This window comes from Carnobacterium sp. (assembly GCF_040274425.1).
Map to the genome: position 1 here is coordinate 1 of NZ_JBEMBC010000049.1, position 20080 is coordinate 20080.

General features: G+C 36.3%; 18 protein-coding genes and 2 riboswitches. Of the genes, 3 read left to right on the forward strand and 15 right to left on the reverse strand.

The genetic code is table 11. The features are described 5' to 3' along the window. Window positions 1-293: 293 nt before the first annotated feature. On the forward strand, window positions 294-2909 hold the full coding sequence (gene mgtA / locus ABS911_RS09895) for a magnesium-translocating P-type ATPase (protein ID WP_350467447.1): 2616 nt from the start codon (window positions 294-296) through the stop codon (window positions 2907-2909). A gap of 45 nt (window positions 2910-2954) precedes the next feature. Further along, complete coding sequence (locus ABS911_RS09900; RefSeq protein WP_350467448.1) at window positions 2955-3281, forward strand: nucleoside triphosphate pyrophosphohydrolase family protein; 327 nt, start codon at window positions 2955-2957, stop codon at window positions 3279-3281. Between the two features lie 78 nt (window positions 3282-3359). Here the strand turns inward: ABS911_RS09900 and ABS911_RS09905 are convergent, their stop codons facing one another. The 9 genes from ABS911_RS09905 to ABS911_RS09945 all read right to left on the reverse strand — a co-directional run bounded on the left by ABS911_RS09905 (window position 3360) and on the right by ABS911_RS09945 (window position 11795). After that, complete coding sequence (locus ABS911_RS09905; protein ID WP_350467449.1) at window positions 3360-3785, reverse strand: OsmC family protein; 426 nt, start codon at window positions 3783-3785, stop codon at window positions 3360-3362. Continuing rightward, window positions 3782-4549 carry an amino acid ABC transporter ATP-binding protein gene (locus ABS911_RS09910; RefSeq protein WP_350467450.1) on the reverse strand — a complete coding sequence of 256 codons (768 nt, stop codon included), beginning with the start codon at window positions 4547-4549 and terminating at the stop codon, window positions 3782-3784. The genes ABS911_RS09905 and ABS911_RS09910 overlap by 4 nt, the downstream gene beginning before the upstream one ends. 13 nt (window positions 4550-4562) lie before the next feature. Then, window positions 4563-5207 carry an amino acid ABC transporter permease gene (locus ABS911_RS09915; protein ID WP_350467451.1) on the reverse strand — a complete coding sequence of 215 codons (645 nt, stop codon included), beginning with the start codon at window positions 5205-5207 and terminating at the stop codon, window positions 4563-4565. 39 nt (window positions 5208-5246) lie between these two features. Beyond that, the gene (locus tag ABS911_RS09920; protein WP_350467452.1) at window positions 5247-6071 is read right to left on the reverse strand and encodes a substrate-binding periplasmic protein; all 825 of its coding nucleotides are present in this window, start codon (window positions 6069-6071) and stop codon (window positions 5247-5249) included. A gap of 221 nt (window positions 6072-6292) precedes the next feature. Continuing rightward, on the reverse strand, window positions 6293-7057 hold the full coding sequence (locus tag ABS911_RS09925; protein ID WP_350467453.1) for a class I SAM-dependent methyltransferase: 765 nt from the start codon (window positions 7055-7057) through the stop codon (window positions 6293-6295). Beyond that, window positions 7058-7591, reverse strand: coding sequence for an RDD family protein (locus ABS911_RS09930; protein WP_350467454.1), 534 nt, complete (start codon window positions 7589-7591; stop codon window positions 7058-7060). Between the two features lie 33 nt (window positions 7592-7624). Continuing rightward, window positions 7625-9400, reverse strand: a complete 1776-nt coding sequence (locus tag ABS911_RS09935) for a DUF2207 domain-containing protein (RefSeq protein WP_350467455.1) — start codon at window positions 9398-9400, stop codon at window positions 7625-7627. Between the two features lie 290 nt (window positions 9401-9690). Beyond that, entirely contained in the window at window positions 9691-10398 is a 708-nt protein-coding gene (locus ABS911_RS09940) for a DsbA family oxidoreductase (protein WP_350467456.1), read from the reverse strand. 185 nt (window positions 10399-10583) lie between these two features. Next, on the reverse strand, window positions 10584-11795 hold the full coding sequence (locus ABS911_RS09945; protein WP_350467457.1) for an amidohydrolase: 1212 nt from the start codon (window positions 11793-11795) through the stop codon (window positions 10584-10586). Between the two features lie 427 nt (window positions 11796-12222). Here ABS911_RS09945 and ABS911_RS09950 point away from each other — a divergent pair, with 427 nt between their 5' ends. Beyond that, window positions 12223-13665, forward strand: coding sequence for a WD40/YVTN/BNR-like repeat-containing protein (locus ABS911_RS09950; RefSeq protein ID WP_350467458.1), 1443 nt, complete (start codon window positions 12223-12225; stop codon window positions 13663-13665). A 110-nt stretch (window positions 13666-13775) separates the two neighbouring features. On the opposite strand, the gene ABS911_RS09955 is transcribed toward ABS911_RS09950, so the two are convergent. The 6 genes from ABS911_RS09955 to ABS911_RS09980 form a co-directional block, all read right to left on the reverse strand. Then, window positions 13776-14441 carry an HAD family hydrolase gene (locus ABS911_RS09955; protein WP_350467459.1) on the reverse strand — a complete coding sequence of 222 codons (666 nt, stop codon included), beginning with the start codon at window positions 14439-14441 and terminating at the stop codon, window positions 13776-13778. Window positions 14442-14450: 9 nt separating this feature from the next. Next, window positions 14451-14912: a 6,7-dimethyl-8-ribityllumazine synthase gene (gene ribH / locus ABS911_RS09960; RefSeq protein ID WP_350467460.1), complete on the reverse strand. Its 462-nt coding sequence runs from the start codon at window positions 14910-14912 to the stop codon at window positions 14451-14453. A 47-nt stretch (window positions 14913-14959) separates the two neighbouring features. Next, entirely contained in the window at window positions 14960-16153 is a 1194-nt protein-coding gene (locus tag ABS911_RS09965) for a bifunctional 3,4-dihydroxy-2-butanone-4-phosphate synthase/GTP cyclohydrolase II (RefSeq protein WP_350467461.1), read from the reverse strand. 18 nt (window positions 16154-16171) lie between these two features. Then, window positions 16172-16825, reverse strand: a complete 654-nt coding sequence (locus ABS911_RS09970) for a riboflavin synthase (RefSeq protein ID WP_350467462.1) — start codon at window positions 16823-16825, stop codon at window positions 16172-16174. A 27-nt stretch (window positions 16826-16852) separates the two neighbouring features. Then, entirely contained in the window at window positions 16853-17926 is a 1074-nt protein-coding gene (gene ribD, locus ABS911_RS09975; protein WP_502880527.1) for a bifunctional diaminohydroxyphosphoribosylaminopyrimidine deaminase/5-amino-6-(5-phosphoribosylamino)uracil reductase RibD, read from the reverse strand. Window positions 17927-18069: 143 nt separating this feature from the next. After that, a riboswitch (FMN riboswitch) is annotated at window positions 18070-18185 on the reverse strand. Window positions 18186-18339: 154 nt separating this feature from the next. Continuing rightward, a riboswitch (FMN riboswitch) is annotated at window positions 18340-18454 on the reverse strand. Window positions 18455-18934: 480 nt separating this feature from the next. Continuing rightward, window positions 18935-19765, reverse strand: coding sequence for a MerR family transcriptional regulator (locus ABS911_RS09980; RefSeq protein WP_350467464.1), 831 nt, complete (start codon window positions 19763-19765; stop codon window positions 18935-18937). Window positions 19766-20080 lie beyond the last annotated feature (315 nt).

Below are 20080 nucleotides of genomic sequence, written 5' to 3' on the forward strand. Positions count from 1 at the left end.
TTCAAGCATATACTCTATCGTTGAATAGAGTGTATGCTTTTTTTGTTGTTTTGTTTACAAAAAAGGTTTTTATCCTGATTTTGAAGTTTGGTCTTATCATTTCATATAGTGTATGGTTTGAACAAAAAAAGTGAGGTGATTGGTATGGAAAAAAGTTCCAGTAATGATAGTCCAGATGATGATTTTTGGAGAATGGAAGAAGGAATAAGCAAGCCTGCCATGAGCCTTTTCTTGGTTAGGAAACTCGTGCAGTAAACCTTATTTCTTCTGGTAAGACAAAGGAGGAAATAATAATGACAAACAAAAAAAAGTCTATTTATACAGAAAAAAAATCTAAAAACAACCAATTGAAGGAATTAGGTTACCTCAAAGAAGTAGCTGTTTTAAAGCAGCTGAAGTCAAATGCGTTAGGATTAAGCAATCAAGAAGCGGAAAAACGTTTAGAAGAGTTTGGGCTAAATGAAGTAGCAGCCCAAAAACCTGTTTCTTGGTATCAATTAGTGTTTCAAGCATTTAAGGACCCTTTTATTTATGTTTTAACTCTTTTATTAGTCGTTTCAGCTGCCACTAAAGATTTTGAAGCCAGCATTGTAATGGCTATGATGATTTTATTTAGTGCTGGTCTTCATTTCATTCAAGAATACCGTTCTCAAAAAGCTAGTTTAGCTTTGAAAGAACTGATTGAAACGACTTGCGCGGTGACTAGAGATGGCGTAACAAAAGAAATTCCAATCGATGAAGTGGTTCCTGGTGATATTGTCACTCTTTCAACTGGTGATTTGATTCCAGCAGACTCTCGTTTGATCTGGGCAAAGGATTTATTTGTTAATCAATCTTCAATGACTGGTGAATCCATGCCCATCGAAAAACTTGCTTCTTTGAAAAAAGAAATAGAAGATTCACAGTTGACTGCTTTAGATTTCCCCAATTTACTGTTTATGGGTACCGATGTTTTAAGCGGCCAAGGTAAAGTTGTTGTTGTGAAAACTGGTGAAGATACTCTCTTTGGCGATATCGCTGCTCAATCTTCTAAATCTAGAGGCGAAACGAGTTTTGACCGCGGAGTAAAAAATGTGAGTAAATTATTGATCAGATTTATGCTGGTTATGGTCCCTATTGTCTTTTTGATCAATGGAATTTCAAAAGGCGATTGGAGCGAAGCCTTCTTCTTCTCAATAGCCGTAGCCGTTGGTCTGACACCAGAAATGTTGCCAATGATTATTACCAGCAACCTTGCTAAAGGCGCGATTACGATGTCTAAGAAAAAAGTAATTGTTAAAGAATTAAATGCCATTCAAAACTTAGGCGCTATGGATGTTTTATGTACCGATAAAACAGGCACCATAACGGAAGACAAAGTTGTTTTAGTGCAACATGTTAACCCAGTTGGTGAAGAAAGTAATCGTGTTTTAGAATTAGCGTATATGAATTCCAATTACCAAACCGGTTGGAAAAATGTGATGGATCACGCTGTGATTGAGTACTTCAATGAGAATCGCGAAGAAAACGAATTAGAAAAAATCGAGAAAATTGATGAAATCCCTTTTGATTTTTCAAGACGACGCCTAACAGTCGCTGTTAAAGCAGGCGATCAGCAATTGATGATCACAAAAGGTGCCGTAGAAGAAATGCTGAAAGTTTGTCGCTATGTAGAATTAAACGATGAAATTATTCCATTAACTCCTGAGCTACAAAAAACGATGGAAGAAGTCAGCATCAAGATGAATAAAGAAGGCATGCGTGCCCTTGGTGTTGCGTATAAACAAAACGTTTATGATTCAGCTGTCTATTCCATTAAAGACGAGTCTGATATGATCCTTGTTGGTTTTATGGGATTCTTAGATCCGCCAAAACAATCTTCTATCACAGCTATTAAATCACTTCATAAACATGGTGTGAATGTAAAAGTATTGACTGGCGATAATGAGATCGTTGCTCAAAAAATCTGCAAAGATGTCGGAATCCAAGTCGATCGAGCAATCCTTGGAACGGAACTTGAATCCATGACAGATACTGAATTGATGGACGCTACAGAAGAAGTGAATCTTTTTGCTAAATTAAACCCAACTCAAAAATCCAGAATCATTGGATTGTTACAACAAAAAGGACACACTGTTGGATTTATGGGTGATGGGATCAATGATGCACCAGCATTGAGAACCGCTGATGTAGGTATTTCTGTTGATACTGCAGCCGATATTACTAAAGAAGCCAGTTCAATTATTCTGCTGGAAAAAAGTTTGACGGTTTTAGAAGATGGCGTTTTAGAAGGTCGGACTGTTTTTGGAAACATGATGAAATACATCAAGATGACGATCAGTTCAAACTTTGGAAATGTGTTTAGTGTCTTAGTAGCCAGTGCCTTTCTACCATTCTTACCCATGCTTTCGATTCAACTCTTAGTACAAAACCTTATTTATGATGTTGCGCAATTAACAATTCCTTGGGATAAAATGGACCCTGAAGACCTAATGAAACCTGCTAAATGGGGAACGTCAGATTTATTGAAATTTACGTTTAGCATTGGACCCATCAGCTCTATTTTTGATATTCTAACCTTTATCTTAATGTGGTTTGTTTTCCAAGCCAATACCGTCCAAGATGCTGCACTATTCCATACTGGTTGGTTTGTGATTGGCTTGATCACTCAAACTGTTGTCGTACATGTTATCAGAACGAAAAAAATTCCATTTATCCAAAGTAGAGCCAGCATGAGTGTAATACTCTCAACACTTGGTGTTGTAGCAGCTGCAGTATTGATTCCAGGCAGCACATTCGGAACATTTTTTGACTTTGTAGCACTGCCAGCAACTTATTGGAAATGGATGATACTAATTGTCCTATCCTATATCGCAATGGTACAAGTAGTCAAATCTATTTATATCAGCATTAATAAACAATGGTTATAGTATTTTACTATGAGTAAAGGTTATAAATGAAATGGGAGGGTTTTTATGAATGAAACAACATTTAATGAATTAGTTGAACGCTCTAAAAAATTACGAGCACGTTACTATGAGTTGGAGATAAAGCACCATGAAGTTATTTGGACAGTTGAAGAAGATGCATTAGCCTTTCTGACCGATGCTGGTTTAGTTGGACGTTTAACTATGGCCCAACAAGAACGTTGGCCTAGTAGCTCAACAAACGAAACCGATTTAGAACTAAAAATTGGTGAAACTATGTGGTGGTTGATTGTTCTGGCTGAAAGAATGAACATTAATAGCACTGAAGCTTTAGAAAATTTTTTATCCACTACTGAAAAAAGATTAGAAAAATAATATACTAATGAACGATTTATTAGTCACAAAAAAATACCCGCTCCCTTTTTAATACTAAGGGTAACGAGTATTTTTTTCTTACATTTCTCTTGCTGTCTTTTCGCCATTCAATACTACATCATACGTGATTTCACCTTTTAAGGAGTTTGAAACGGTGCAATACTTTTCTTCACTTAAGCGAATAGCACGCCAGATTTTGCTGCTGTCTACTGTGCCGTCTACTACAAAGGTAACATTCATAGCGGTAAAATCTTTAGGAGCTTCTTCTCTGCGGGTTCCGTCAGTAATGATTTCAAGTTTCTCAATTTTATCCAAATGCGGATTTAAAATCATCGTTGCATCGATTCCAATACATCCTGCCAAAGAAGCCAACAACATTTCTGTTGGTGTTGCACCTTCTCCAACTCCACCATAAGCTGGTGTAGCATCCATATTAAGTTCAAAACCTGAATCGCCTTTAGCGGTAAACTTACGACCTTTATTCCATGTTGTTGTTACAATCATCGTTTTACCTCTTCTCTATGTTCTAGTTCTTCCATTTTTAAAAACCTTCTAGCACGTTCCGTTTTTGGTTGTGTAAAAAAGGCTTCGGGATCATTTTGTTCAACGATAACACCGTCTGCCATAAAGATCACACGATCTGCCACTTCACGTGCAAATTGCATTTCATGCGTCACGATAACCATTGTTCGACCTTCTTTAGCTAATTCTTTGATGACTGTCAAGACTTCATCGACCAATTCAGGATCCAACGAAGACGTTGGCTCATCGAATAACATTACGGTTGGATCCATGGCTAATGCACGTGAAATGGCTACACGTTGCTGTTGTCCACCTGATAATCTAGATGGAAACTCATCTTTTTTATCTGATAACCCAACTTGTTCCAACATTTTTTCGCCCAGTTGGTTCGCTTTAGTTTTATCCATTTTCTTAACAGTGATCAACGCTTCCGTTACATTTCCCAATGCCGTTTTATGCGGATACAAGTTAAATTGTTGAAAAACCATTCCTGTATGCAAACGTGCTTCACGGACTTTTTGGGTCCTCTCTTTTTTAGACTGCTCGGCGTTCATAACAACGCCATTTACTTCAATACTTCCAGCTGTCAGTTCTTCAAGACCATTCATACAACGCAGAAAGGTGCTTTTTCCAGATCCACTAGGACCCAAAATAACCACAACTTCACCTGAACTAATTTGCAAATCAATAGACTTTAAGACGTCTAATGCTCCGAACGATTTCTCTAATCCATTTATTTTAATCATGTTAATCCCTCAACTATTCATAGATTGACATACGTGCTTCCAACTTGTTCAGTAGGAAAGAAAAAACCGTGCTCATGATCCAATAAATGACCGCAATTCCCAAGTAAAACGGCATGTAACTATAATATTGAGCAATCAGCAATTGAGCCGAACGCAATAATTCCGTTACACTGATGACCGATACTAAAGACGTTTCTTTCAACATACCAATAAAGGTATTTCCTACTGGCGGGATAGCAATGCGAATGGCTTGCGGAAGAATAATCCGACGCATTGCTTGCCAAGGTGTCATCCCTGTTGCATAGGCAGCTTCCATTTGGCCCTTTGGAATCGACTGTAAAGCTCCACGAATCGATTCAGATAAATACGCTCCATTATTAACACTTAATGCAATAAAAGCAGCTGGCAAAGGATCTAAACTAATCCCAAAATCAACTAAACCATAATAAATAATGATGATCTGAACCAATGTCGGCGTACCTCGGATAATCGAGACATATCCTCGTGCTAAAGCTTGGATCGCTTTATTGCCTTTCAAACGAGCTATTGCGACGATGATACCGATAAGAGAACCGAAAAACATCGAAACCAATGTGATCAATAACGTATAATACGCTCCTTGCATCAAGAACGGGATATTCTGTATTAAAACTTCCATAAAAGAAGTACCTCTCTTCTACTTATTCTTGCTTCATATTTAGTCTTTTGGTGGTGCTTCACCGAACCATTTCATAAAGATTTCATCATACGTACCATCTGCTTTAATATCAGCTAAAATAGTATTTACTTCTTCAATAAAGGCTTCATTGCCTAATTGAACAGCAATTCCGGCTTGGTCTGATTTGATTGGTTCGCCAACTGCTTTGATCTTCAACCCATTTGCTTCAATGATTGGTTTTAAAGCATACATGTTGTTGATAGTAGCGTCGATTCGACCAGAGTCCAAATCTTTCAAGGAAGTGATCACATCATCATACGTGCGAATATTAAACTCACCAACTTCAGGCATCAATTCGTTACGCAAATAAGTTTCATCATTTGTTCCTAGACCTACTCCAATATCTTTACCCACAAAATCCTCCACAGAAGTAATCTCTGTATTGTCGTCTTTCACAATAACTTTTACTTGATTGGTGATATATGGATCTGAGAATAACATTTCTTTTTTACGGTCATCTGTGATCGTCATTTGACTAGCAACCATATCAAATTTACCTGTTTGTAATCCAGCGATCATTCCTGAAAATTCTTGAGAGACAAATTCAATGTCCACATCTAATCCTTTGGCAATTTCTTTAGCAATATCTGCATCAAAACCATCCATATCTTTATCTTCATTAATAAAGTTGTACGGTTGATACGTTCCCATTACGCCGACTTTTAATACCCCAGCATCTTGAACAGACTGCAATAAATCTCCGCCTTCAGTTGAAGTGGCATCCTCTTTTGTTGACGTTCCACATGCACTAACAAATAACGCTACTGCCGCGATTCCAGCTAGCATCCATTTCTTCTTTTTCACTATTTATCTCATCCTTTTCTTTTGACGTTCTTAACTATTAATTTTATCACTTTACAAAAAGTAAGTAAAGAGATTAGTTTGTCATTAAAAAAAGTCTACATTAGCTTTATTTCACTATACAACTTGTATTTAGTTTATAACAATAGAGACTGCACAGGCTAAAAGACGATTCTTTAGCCAATGCAGTCTCTATGATTTCACACATTCAAATCCTTATCATTCTATCTTTTTAACTTAGTGGCCTTAAACACCATAAAATCAGCACATCTCAAATCTTCTTCGAATGACGGATATTTTTCCAACATTATTTCTGATGGCTTAGGTTCAACTATACTTTCTAAAGCAAAACCAGCTTTTGTTAACTTATCAACATAACTGGTTAATGTCCTGTGGAAAAACATTACTTTATCTTTATCTCCTAATCGTTGTTCATAGACACCTTCATAAAAATAACGATCCACGTTCCAATGCAATTTTTCACCACTAACATTTTTCTCCCAACCACTTCCAGGAGTAACAAAACAAGGATGTAGAATTGAAAAGATAAAACTTCCTCCGTCTACTAACAAACGAAACATTTCTTGAAAGGCATTTTCATAGTTTGGTAGATCTTGTATCACCATGTTTGACACAATCAAATCAAAACTGTTGTCTTCGAGCGTATCCAACTTCTCACAATTGCCTCTTATATACTTAATCTGCAAGCCAACTGGTGTTCTCTCCTGTGCAATTTCAATCATTCTCAAAGAGTAATCCACAGCTGTCACCTTCGATCCAGCCTTGGACAGCAACCTGCTTAAATACCCTTCGCCATATCCTGCATCCAAAACCTGTTTATCTTTCACCTCTCCCATAAGAGAAAATAAAGTGGGATTTAAAAATACCTCTTTATGAAGATCTCCTTGTTCGTTGTGATTTTTTGAATACGTATCTGCAAAAGCATCCCATCTTCTGATTGCTTCTTCAGCATCAACATTCTGTTCCACTTATGATTCCCCCCTAATGAGAACGACTTGAGTTCCGGCTATTAAATCACCTAAATGACGTTTATCTTTTCTAAAAAATCCCATAACCAATAAGATGAGGGCTAACAGGATTCCAGCATTTGTAAAAACAATCGAGCTCCAAGTTGTAAATTCAGAATAAATACCATCGATGACCCCAATATGAGCAAGCTGCCACGGTAAAAACTTAATGCTATTTCTAATAAAACTTCTAAAAAAAGAAGGCGTTTTATACTGCACTTTTAAACCAGCTTTTCTCTTACCATATGTCCCATAGGGTTTCTTGTAATCAAGTAGCGAGAAAATAAGCACTATCGGAACAACCGATTCAAACGTCGCTATCAGTTGGGATTGAACGATTGTAAATTCAGGTATTCCGTCTAACACTAGAAAATAAAAGACTAAGTTAGCCATAAGAAGAAAAACAAGATAGAACAAAATAACAACATAATCAATTGCTAGTTCTTTGATTCTTACTTGCACTCGTATCGGATTATTCTCTTTCACTAGCTTCAACCTTTCAAACGTCAATTTAAGAAGAGACTCTCTCTATCGAGCCCCTCCGCCGCCTCCACCACCGGCACCTCCGCCTCCACCAAAGGAAGTTGAGCCACCAGTACCTGATACTGCTGATGAAGCACTTGAGTTAAATCCACCACTTGCTAATCCACTAGACCAGTTGTGTCTGAATCCAGTCATGCCGTTCCAATACCAATAATAATAGATGAAGGAGTTATCTCCAGAGACATCATTCGGATTCGGAATCATTTCCTTGAATTCATCTGTGATTTCCTCACTTCTAAAGTACAAGGTATTCCAGAATAGAAATTCTTCAAATGTAAATGGATTGGTATTATCCGCAAAACCTTCTAAGTCAATTTCTTCTAAATAGTTATCAAATTGAACTAAACGGTCAAATAGTTCATCGCCTTTAGGACTGGCCACAGATACCTCATGTTTTGCACCCCATACATCAACTTTTCCAAATGAAATGAGGCCTTCTCTTTCTAGGTACTCTTTTGAGTAGTCAATCAAATAATCTGAAAACTTACCTACTTCTTTGGCATGTTTTCTTGCCCATTTTTTCATATCATCGTCTTTAACAAAACCATTATTATTTGCAGCATCTAATAACATCAACCATAATCCAGTTTCATAAGTTTCATCATTGGTCTCTAGATGAGCAATAAAGTCACTGAACGACTGAGGATAACGTGTACGTTCTTCCTCAAAATGAAGGATCTCTATTTCCGTATCAAATCCCTCGCTAAATAATGATTTGGTTTCGGCTGTGTGGATAAGGATACGTTCTTCATAAGACCATCTCAGCAAGTAAGCTGAAAAGTAATCTTCAAAATAACCTTTGTCCATGTCTTGCAATAAATATGCAATGCCTGCAAAGTCTTCTCCTTTATAAGGAATTTCTTCTAATATAACTTCTTTATTTTCCTTGATTCTTTGTGCTCCCGTACGCATTTGTCCAGCTTCTTCTCTAGCTTGTTTTAATTTCTTAGTATATTTGATAATAAAAGCTATGATTCCTCCACCAGCAACTGCTACGAGAGAAATGATAACGATTGGAATAGTATTAGAAGTAGCTTCGTCGTTGTAAGCTGAGCCATTCATAGCCATTTCGCGTTGTTCTTTCGATGTCATACCTGCACTGGCTTGTGTAGTGAACATGCCTTCTGGAAATTGCAGCAAAACCGTTACATCTTTACTATCGTCAACTTCTTCCTCTGCTTCCCACACAATCGTATTTCCTTCTAATTGGATATCTCCTTCAAAACCAAAGCCCCATAAACGGACATTATCTTCTGTAAAGGGTTCAAATCCAGTAATTTCAACCGTTAAATTTTGTGCTGGTATGTCAGAGAACGTATCAAAATTCCATAGCAAACCTTGTCCATCTTCCAATTCACGAACTAAATTTGATAACGTATAAGTCACTTCATAATCATTTTCTCCATACTCACCAATACCCCAGATGAGCTCTAATCCATCATCTGTTCCTACAGTACCGTAGTGTCCAGTTTTCTCCTCTAATGAAGCATCTGAATCCCATGGCTCTAACTCTTGATAACCGGCTACTGAAAAATCAAGCAATTTTGAATCTTGCAGATCATCTAAAACGATGTACAATTCAGTACCATCATCCATATTCATCTTTCTATGTTCTGTGACAACCCCAGATCCGTCTTCTTGAAGTTCGATTTCGATTCTCATATCCGATAATTCATTTTCTGCAAAAACAGTTTCGCCAAAAGCCAGACTAAACAGAAATGCTGCACCCATACCTAACGACCTTCTTAACCTTTTGTTCATTAACTTATCCCCTCTTTCTCTTTTACACAACTCATTTTCAACTAGTCTCATGTTCGAAGTTTTCTCTGTAACTCTAGTATACACAATATCACTACACACTAGGAAACGTTTTCCCTAAATAACTTCTAGAAGTCTTTTTCATTTGCTCTATGTATTCTTTTAAAACAATTTTTCAGTGTAAAAAAAGAGAGCTTTATCGTTAATTCTTAAAATCAGTATAAAACTAATTTCTAGAAACAACTTAAACTCTCTTCTATACTATATAGCGCTTTTCGATGTTAATGAATATTTTAGTCACAGACCCATTTGCCATCAATCATGTTACACGCTGCAGCATCTGACCCCATTAAAGTTAAGCCCTTTATTTGAAATCCTTCTTCTTCAGCAATTTGTTCAATGGTTTGTTCAATCACTTCTTGCGGTTGTGCTCCGCTGATTAAATATTTTTGATTCACCACTATAGCAGGTGCTCCTTGAATGCCATAAGCTTCTACTCTTTGTAAATCTTTCATAATCGCTTGTTCCGTTTCTGGATTCTCGAATTGCACTTTCCAATCATCAAAATCAACTGAAGTTTTCTTTACTACATCTTCAATCACTGTCAAATCTGAGATATCTCTATTTTCTACAAAAAAAGCCTGTTGCAAGCCATCAAATACAGCCCAATACGTGTCTTGATCTGCAATCATTCCAGCAGCTTTTGCGGCTTTTAATCCATTTTTAGAAGTTGGAAACAAGAAATCCTGCTCCTTCATTCCTTCTATATTAAAACGGTGTTCGTCATCATTTTGATTAGCCGATTCCCAATGATGAATCACTTCAGGTTTCACTGCTTCATGAGAACCAAATTGTTGGATAAACTGTTCTTTCTCCCACCCTAAAGCAAATGAACGATGGATGATTTCTAGTTTTGGATACTTTTTAGCTACTTTTCTCATACGATAAGACATTGGAAAACAAAAACTGCAGATGACATCATGAAAAAACTCTACTTGCATTTCAACACTCCTATTCGTTAACTTCATTCGCATTCACTTACTTATTGTAACTTAAATGAATTTCCTTATCAACTTCTTGATGTGCCATAAAGATGGGTCGAACGATCCTTAGATAATCATTAGTCCATTTGGTAATTTCTTCAGTTGTTTTCTCTTGATAATCTCTAACTAAAAACCTCTAGTAATTAGTGAAAATTTCCAGAATCAATTTCTCCATTAAACATGACAACTCTTTCTGGACAAACTCGTGCAATTAAATGTGCAGAACTTTCTGCTTTTGCAAATAATATATGCGCTTGGTCTCCAATTTTTGGCCATTGTTGATTGCCTTTTGAATCTAAAGGAGTTAATCCATTCGAAACCAAGGAATATGCTTGAGCTAATGACCTTTCATCTTTCATCGAAAACACTTCTGCAGCCCGCCTAGCTCGTTCAATTAAATCCCCAGAACCAAATGGGCTCCAATGGTCATTGATATTATCATTTACCACTCGTACTTTTACACCTTTTTCTTGGAGTAATAGAACTGGTATAACTGTTGTATCAATCGGAATAGTTGTGTTAATTCCAATACCCGCTTCAGCTAATTTTTTTGCAATCGTTTGAATCATTTCTTCATCTCCATCAGCCAAAGCAAGTGCATGGCTAATTTGAACTTTTCCTTCTAATTGATATTTTTTTGTGTAGTCAATTATTCGATTAATTTCAAATAATCCTAATGTTCCTCGATCATGCAGATGATAATCAATTTCTCTATTGTATTGACTAGCTAATGTAAAAGTTGTAAGGAGCGATTTTTCTATATCTCCATCAATCGTTGCTGGATCCAATCCCCCTAAAATAAACGTATCATCACTAGCCAAAGCTCTACTTAATAAGCCTTGTTCTTCGGTTATTAACGTGCCGTGTTGTGGAAAAACAACGATTTCATAATCTAAACGATGTTTATTCTTTTCTAACACTTGTTTTATACACACTAAATTATCTAACTCTATGACCGAATCAACATTTGTTTGGACTCTTAAAAAAGTAGCTCCTTTGCTACAAATTAAATCAATCAGTGCTTGTGCTTTTTGGGGTGTTTCAGAAAGAAAATCTTTTAAAAATTCTTTCTCTTCTTGAATCCGTTCTGCTACTCCTGAAGCAGGGATAACCGCTTGCCATTTTCCGCCCAAATGACCTTTATCTAAATGGATATGATTATCTTGCAGCGCAGGTAAAGCTAAGTAACCTTTTGCATCAATTGCCTGTATACTAGTTTCTGGAGCTTTTTCAGTAATTGTCTTGATTTTGCCATTCTCAACTTCTAAAGCAAACTCAGCTGTAGTCGTTACAAATTTATTCGGTCTGACTTCCTTGTAACCTGTTTCTAAATAAACATTTTTAATCCAAACCATATTAATTATCTCCTTCTTTGAAATGAATCTATTATCATTTTATTTTTTACATATTTATCTAGTGCTTGAGAGTGAACATTATCTATTAAAAAATATATTACGTTTTTTAAAGGGAAATTCTTATGATTTTTTATCTATCTTTATACGTTTGGTTAGTTTAGTATCTCAAATATAGGTTTGTTCTTTATAATTCATATTAGTATGCGCTTTATTATAATTCAAGTGATTTCTATAAACTCCTTATTTACTAAGTATAATTTTTTCTTTATATTTACTAACTGACTGTAGTCCTATTTTATTTTATTGTATACTGTTCTTTAGACGAATAATCTATTGGTATTGTTCTTTTAATCGTTACTGCAATTATTTGGTCATCCATAACTCATTACCACAGAAATTAACCTACACAACTGGAGATGAAAACTACTTGAAGAACAAGAATTACAAATTGAAAGCTTTTATTTTTAATCCTGTGACAGTAGCTATTTATGCTATAGGATGTTATTACTTATGTTCACTTGCTCAAGACGGCGGGGTTGATCAGAAAGCTCCCATTATCCTAATCATTTTTCTTAGTCTATTTGTTTGGGTTGGATGGGGTCTTTATTGGTATATATGGAAACTCAATAAAAAACAATCCACTTCTCCCCGTTCCATAAGACGTAATAAATTTCTCTTCCTGTTCAGCTTGAATTCGTTCCTTTTGATCACAGTTGCATCTGGAATAAGCCTTTATCAAAGCGGTACAAATTCCCAAGAAAGATTAGCTTTTGTGATTCAAGGCTACTTGCAATCTAGTGATGTTACTTTTGTTCATAATAATGTCTATGAAGATGGCTTAAATGGCTTGTTTGAAGATCTTGAAACGAAGTATGATTTGCCAGAAGAATTGTATGTCAGTAATCAAGTTGAATTGACCTTTAATAAAAAGGGTGACATTACTACTCTATACAGCTTTTTGTACGGCCTAAACGATGATGGCGAGACAGAAAGCTTTTTGATCGATTATGACAGTTCAAAAAGTGATGATCTCAGTGTGACTTTGAACGGAACCGTCAATCCAACCTTTGAGAACACGATGAGACTTCAACCACTAGTAGATGCAATGGAAAATCTTCCAATAAAAGAAACGGTCAAAGATTGGGATGAAGAAACCCTTGGCATTTATTATGCTGGTTCCCGCAGTTGGGGATACAATACTGAAGGGATTCTTTATTTTGATGAAAAGGGAGATACCTTTCCAATCGAAACAGCCTTCAATGAAATTATTGGCTATACGATTTCTGTTTATACCCCAAATAACAACACGATCACACCGGTACGTTTTGTTGACTATTCACCAACAGTATCTCCTGCACAAATTGGAGACGTTCCAACCGATCAAAATATGAATGATATCGAAACTTATTTTTTAACTGAACAACTTGGTTATCAATTATTCGTAGTAGATGCTGCGTTAGGCTCACGTTTCTATACCTTAAATAAAACCACCGATGGTGGAAATACTTGGGACGTTGTTAATTCTGATCCATTTACAGGACAACTAGGGGTTTCATCTGGGATAACTTTTATGGATGAGAACCTTGGCTTTATTGGATTGTCACACAGTGGAGGCAGTTATGCAGATCTCTATCGAACAACAGATGGTGGTGCCACTTTTGAAGAAGTCGAACTACCAATGATTGAAGTTCCTTTAACCGATACAGAGAAGTATGCTCCTTTTGACTTTCCTGAAATGCCTTATAAAGAAAGCGACAGTCTTTTTATTCAAGTGAATCAAGGACAAGACGGCGATTATAATGACGGCAGCAAAGGACTGTATCAATCCAAAGACAATGGTGAAACTTGGACGTTTGTCGGAGAAGTTTAGTAAAGCTCACCTTATTAAAAAAGATAGCCTTCGGTTTGTTTAGAACAAACCGAAGGCTGTCTTTTTTCTTACTTGCATAAAAAGCAACTATCTTATTCACGTTTTTCTATCTAAAGAATTTCTTGCAATTCTTGGATAGCATTTATTCTTAAATCTGATTGCTGCAATTCTTCTTCTGACCCAAATCCATAATTACACCCTATGTTAATTAGATTATGGTAGTGACCAATTTCAAAATCCTGTATGCGATCTCCTACAACAAGAAAATTTTCTTTATACTGTTTTTCAATTAATTCAAAAATCTTGTATTTGGCACTATACTCAAATGTTTCTGTGCAATACATATCCTCAAAATACTGATCTAACTGGAAAGCTTGCCGATGTGCATTCATATATTTTTCACTACAATTACTTAAAAAGATAAGTTGGTATCCCTTACCTTTTAAGTAACCTAATGTTTCCAAAGCTCCCGTATAAAGGGTTGCTTCTTTTGCGAGAATTTTTTCCAGCAACGTTTCTCCTATGATTTTTGAAGCTGTAGTTTGGTGTTCAACATCTAAATTCGGCATGAAATTTTCCCACATATCTTTACTGCTATACCCTAACCACTTAGTGATTTCTTCATCTTTCCAATCTCTTGGGACAGCTTTTTTCTTCTCAATCAAATAGTTATACGCCATTTTGAAAGCAGCAATATAGTTTGCCGTACTGTCATGTAGTGTCCCATCGTAATCAAAAACAATGGTTTGAATTTTCTTTAGTCTTGTTTCATTCATGATCCGACCTTACATGCCTTTCAATAAATTGGCCATTTCAATCGCTGAAACTGCAGATTCATACCCTTTGTTTCCAGCTTTTGTACCGGCACGTTCAATGGCTTGTTCGATATTATCTGTCGTTAAGACCCCAAACATTACGGGTACACCTGTATTCATTGCAGCTGCAGCTACGCCTTTTGAAACTTCAGAACAGACGTAATCGTAGTGCGATGTAGACCCTTTAATGACTGCTCCTAAAGTGATAATAGCATCATACTTTCCTGAAGCTGCCATTTTTTGTGCAACTAATGGGATTTCATAAGCTCCTGGAACCCACGCAACTGTGATTTCTTCCTCTAGCATGCCGTGTCTTCTTAAACCGTCAACAGCCCCACTTAATAATTTTGATCCTATAAATTCATTAAACCGTGCAATCACGATACCAACCTTTAAGTCTTTTGCAATTAATTGTCCTTCTAATACTTTCATTTTAATTCCTCCATGTATGATATTTTTTTGTAGTGCGCTGGCCATTTTTAATAGTTCAAATGATGATGCATTTTTTCTTGCTTGATCTTTAGATAGTCTTTATCTTCTGCAAAAGCTTCCATTTGAAGTGAAATTCTTTCTACAATATCCAAACCGTATTTATCCATGCTCTCTACTTTAAGTGGATTATTAGTCATCAGGCGTAGTTGCGAAACACCCAGATCATCAAAAATTTGTTTGCATTCATAGTATTCTCGTAGATCAACTGGAAAACCAAGCAATAAGTTAGCTTCAATTGTATCGTGTCCTTGATCTTGTAACGCATAAGCTCTTATTTTATTGACTAATCCAATTCCACGCCCCTCTTGACGCATGTAAACTAAAATCCCACGTCCATCATCTGCAATTCGTTTCATTGCTGCATCCAATTGTTGACCACAATCACATTTTTTTGAACCAAATACATCACCTGTCAAACATTCCGAATGGATACGACATAGTACTGGTTCCCCATCACTGACTTCCCCCATAACCAAAGCGACATGGTGTTCCCCAGTTACCGCATGTTCATAGGCGTAGATTTCGAAATCTCCATATTTAGTAGGTAAAAGTGCTTTAGATTCGCGGAAAATAACTTGTTCTTGGGTTTTTCGATACTCAATTAAATCGGCAATTGTACCGATTTTCAATTCATGTTGATTGGCTAAAGCAAATAAATCGTCTCTTCTTGCCATCAATCCATCTTCATTCATGATTTCACAACATAGCCCCACTGGTTGCAGACCTGCTAAACGCATCAAGTCAACCGTTGCTTCTGTATGTCCATTTCGAACCAGCACACCCCCGTCAACAGCTTCTAATGGGAACATATGCCCTGGTCTTCTAAAGTCTTCCGCTTTTGCATCATTGCTCACCAATTTCATAGCTGTCAATGACCGTTCCCCAGCTGAAATACCTGTTGTCGTTTCCACATGATCCACTGAAATGGTAAAAGCTGTTCCATGATTATCTGTACTGTTTAAACTCATTTGTGGCAATGCGAACTTCTTTGTATAGCTTTTAGGCATAGGCATACAAATTAGACCTTTGGCATAACTAGCCATAAAGTTCACATTTTCTGTAGTAGCAAATTCAGCCGCACAAATAATGTCTCCTTCATTTTCTCTGTCTTCATCATCTACCAATAAAATGTTTTTTCCAGCTCTTAAATCAGCAAGCAATTCTTCGATTGTATTAAACATAAGTCTCTCCATTCTGTTCTAAAAGAACCCGTTATCTTTCAAAAATCCTGTCGTTACTTGACTCTCTTGAACTGGCATTTTCGAATCCAATCCTAATAATTTTTCAACATATTTTCCAATCATATCGCATTCAAGATTTACAGCATCTCCAGGTTGCTTACGCAATAGAACTGTCTCTTCACCGGTATGAGGTATTATAGAAACCTTGAAAGACTGATCATCCACTGTCACAACTGTCAAACTGACACCATCAATGGCTATAGAACCTTTCTCGATAATGTAACGCAATAATTTAGGACTTGTTTCAACCGTAATCCAAACGGCATTATCCTCCCGCTTCAATTCTCTTATCTTCCCTGTTCCATCGATATGACCACTAACCATATGGCCACCAAGACGTGTTTCCAAACTTAAGGCTCGTTCCAAGTTGACGTAACTTCCAGGCGTCAATTCCCCTATGTTAGTTCTTTTCAAAGATTCGGACATAACATCTGCATCAAAAGAATCTTTTTCTATTTTTGCCACTGTCAAACAAATGCCATTTGTCGAGATACTATCCCCGATCCGAGTCCCTTGCAATACTTTTTTCCCTTTTATTTTGAGTATTGAAGACTTTTCACCTCGTTGGATTGATTGAACCGTTCCCATTTCCTCAACAATTCCTGTAAACATACTTTTCCTCCAATCGTTTGCTTCTCTTTACTTAACAATATATCCTTCCACAAACAGATCCTCTCCGACCATGACAGACGTCATCCGATCAATTTGAAAAGCACTTTTTAATGATTGAATTCCTGCCCCTTCTACAGCCGTTTTAGCCTCTTTTCCTCCGATTATTTTTGGAGCAATATAAGACTGTATTTTGTCCACAATACCCTCTTCTAAAGCTGAAAAGTTCAAAGTAGCACCGCCTTCCAACAGAATACTATCGATCCCTTTAGCTCCTAGTACCTTCATTAATTCTTGCAAATCAACTCTTCCAAGTTTTTCTTTAGTTACGATCACTTCAATACCCATCTGCTTTAACGTATCTACTTTTTCTTTATTGGCACTTTTCGTGGTAGCCACAATTGTTTTCGCTTTATCTTGTTGGGTTAATACCTTTGAGTCGATTGGGATTCTTAGCTGACTATCCACAACAATTCTAATAGGATTTCGACTGTTTAGTGTTCTAGAAGTTAGCTGAGGATCATCCTTGATAATCGTTTCTATACCGACCATAATTCCAGCTAATTCATGGCGCAGAGAATGGACTTGTTTCCTAGATGATTCCCCAGAAATCCATTGAGATTCTCCAGTCACCGTAGCTATCTTTCCATCTAGAGACATCGCATTTTTCATAACCACAAATGGTTCTTTCGTGACAATATATTTTATGAAGATTTCATTCAATTTTTGACTCTCTTCTTCTAGTACACCTGTAACTACTTCAATTCCATTGCTACGAAGCCTTTCAATTCCTTTTCCAGCAACTAGTGGGTTTGGATCGAGTGTTCCCACGACTACTCGTTTAATGTTCTTATCTATCAGTAAGTCTGAACAAGGAGGTGTTTTCCCAAAATGAGAACAAGGTTCTAATGTGACATACAACGTTGCCCCAGTCACATCTTCTTTGGCTGATGCAATAGCATTTACTTCCGCATGGGGCTGTCCATATTTTTGATGATATCCTTGCCCAATAACTCTTCCACCTTTTACAATGACAGCTCCAACTAAAGGATTAGGAGTTGTCCACCCTTTCCCCTTTCTTGCCAAGTCCAGTGCCATCCTCATGTATAATTCATCCAATCCTCTCACTCCATTCAAATTAAAAAAGCCCCAAGAATATACTCTCAGGGCTTTCGTCATTTTTTGTTTACAAGGCTCAACAAATAACTCCGAATACTCTGTACTCGGTTACTTTTGATTTTTGTAAATTTTGTCTTCGCTTTATCCAGACTATAACTGTCGGCTTCGGAATCTAACCGAATCTGCCTTACGGCTCGTGGGCTTTACCACCGGTAGGGACTTGCACCCTGCCCTGAAGACTATTCAATTTTTACTTTTCTACACAAAAAAGCCCCAGATTTTTATATCCAGGGCTTCGACTTATAGCTAAATAAGACTAGTTAAATAGTTGCTTTATGATCTCATGATTGCTATAAATCCAAAAAAAGACTATAGCTATCTTAGTTTCTCTGCAATTACTTTGTCTTCGCTTTATCCAGACTATACTGTCGGCTTCGGAATCTAACCGAATCTGCCTTGCGGCTCGTGGGCTTTACCACCGGTAGGGACTTGCACCCTGCCCTGAAGACTAATTTACTTTTATAATGTAAGAATATCTTGAAATACAAGAGATGTCAATATTTTTCATATCAACTGTCTTATTACCTTCTCTACCAAAGTGTAATAAAAGTACTTTTTTAAGGAATAAAGCTCAGAAGACTTACTGCTTTATCGTTAAAAGTCTACCTTCGCGATAATACAAATCTTAATAATTTAAATTAACTAGGTAGATTTCTTCAGTTGTCTTTATAGGAAGTTATCGTTGAACATAATTTGTGCAAAAACATCCAATGAGTACCATACGGATTAACCAATAAAAAGCTTATAGTATGGAAATACACAACACCTACCGTATGGATTACCTAGTAAGGAGCTTACAGTAGGCAAACAAATAATGAAGACCATACAAGTTGAATAAAAAGAAACTTATGGTATATATGTACAACCTTCTTAACCAAATTCGGTTCAAAACAGGTTATATATTCTGATAGATATTAAACAAGTGAACTGTTGCTAATCTACCATTTCAGTATTACTTTCATTTTTGTTTTTCACTTTAATCATTACCTTAACCAAATACTTTTCTGGATTTTTTTCTGCCACTTCATCAATAATGTATTCTTCATAGGCGTCTCCATCAATTTCATAATCCTTTTCTGCTAGACCATTTAACATTTTCTGATACAGTTTTCCTGTTTTATTGTAATCACAATAATCATACATAACTGCATAACATCCTTCAGGCTTTATACTTACCTGATTTTTATCTTCAGTCGATTTATTGATATAAAAATAACTAAAATTTGAAAACTCGCCATTGGCCAATTCGTTTTTCCCAATAATCGCTCCTATTGGAAAACCTTGGACAATTTGTTGCTGGTCAATAAGTGAATAGAAATCGATGAGGGCTTCATTGTATTGTTGATTTATTTTTTTACCGATTAATATCGGTTTCTTTTTTTGCTGGATAAAGGTAAGTTTTCCTACAGTTATTACGTCTGCCAATTTTGTTAACTCTATTCTTTTTTCCAACATATCTTTGTACTGCTGTAACGTACTAATTTTTTTATCAATCTGTTTTTGTTCTTCTTGAAATAACGACAGCATCTTTTCTGGAGTTCGTTCTTGTAAGTAGATTTTTATTTCTTTGATTGATTTTCCTAATTCTCTTAAAATATAGATCACACTAATGGTATCTAATTGTTTTTCCTCATACATTCGATACCTTTTATCTGTAACCATTTTAGGTGAGAACAAATCGATTTTGTCATAATAAATCAGGGTCTTTCGACTGATTCCAGATAAAGCTGAAAACTGACTAATGGTTAGATATTCCTTTTCCATGTGATTCCTCTCTTCCCATCCACAGTTCTTGAAAATAAAACTTGACTGTATAGTAACTATACAGATTATACTGCTATTATTCGCTCATTTCAAAGCATAATGCCCGCTCCTATGCTATCTGAAGTAAGTTTATACGAATAACTAAAAGGAGACATGAACAATATGCATTTATTTTTTACATTTTTAAAGAAAAACAAACTGCTTGTCCTCGCTACAAGTAGCTTAATTTTACTTCAATCAGTAGCAACTCTACTCATTCCTTATTTAATTGCTCAACTCATTGATAAAGGTAATTTAGAAAAAAATACCAACGTC

Coding starts and splice junctions, on each gene's coding strand:
- mgtA (WP_350467447.1), top strand. CDS start 294: ATGACAAACAAAAAAAAGTCTATTTATACAGAAAAAAAATCTAAAAAC.
- ABS911_RS09900 (WP_350467448.1), top strand. CDS start 2,955: ATGAATGAAACAACATTTAATGAATTAGTTGAACGCTCTAAAAAATTA.
- ABS911_RS09905 (WP_350467449.1), bottom strand. CDS start 3,785: ATGATTGTAACAACAACATGGAATAAAGGTCGTAAGTTTACCGCTAAA.
- ABS911_RS09910 (WP_350467450.1), bottom strand. CDS start 4,549: ATGATTAAAATAAATGGATTAGAGAAATCGTTCGGAGCATTAGACGTC.
- ABS911_RS09915 (WP_350467451.1), bottom strand. CDS start 5,207: ATGGAAGTTTTAATACAGAATATCCCGTTCTTGATGCAAGGAGCGTAT.
- ABS911_RS09935 (WP_350467455.1), bottom strand. CDS start 9,400: ATGAACAAAAGGTTAAGAAGGTCGTTAGGTATGGGTGCAGCATTTCTG.
- ABS911_RS09940 (WP_350467456.1), bottom strand. CDS start 10,398: ATGCAAGTAGAGTTTTTTCATGATGTCATCTGCAGTTTTTGTTTTCCA.
- ABS911_RS09945 (WP_350467457.1), bottom strand. CDS start 11,795: ATGGTTTGGATTAAAAATGTTTATTTAGAAACAGGTTACAAGGAAGTC.
- ABS911_RS09955 (WP_350467459.1), bottom strand. CDS start 14,441: ATGAATGAAACAAGACTAAAGAAAATTCAAACCATTGTTTTTGATTAC.
- ribH (WP_350467460.1), bottom strand. CDS start 14,912: ATGAAAGTATTAGAAGGACAATTAATTGCAAAAGACTTAAAGGTTGGT.
- ABS911_RS09965 (WP_350467461.1), bottom strand. CDS start 16,153: ATGTTTAATACAATCGAAGAATTGCTTGCTGATTTAAGAGCTGGAAAA.
- ABS911_RS09970 (WP_350467462.1), bottom strand. CDS start 16,825: ATGTTTACAGGAATTGTTGAGGAAATGGGAACGGTTCAATCAATCCAA.
- ribD (WP_502880527.1), bottom strand. CDS start 17,926: ATGAGGATGGCACTGGACTTGGCAAGAAAGGGGAAAGGGTGGACAACT.
- ABS911_RS09980 (WP_350467464.1), bottom strand. CDS start 19,765: ATGGAAAAGGAATATCTAACCATTAGTCAGTTTTCAGCTTTATCTGGA.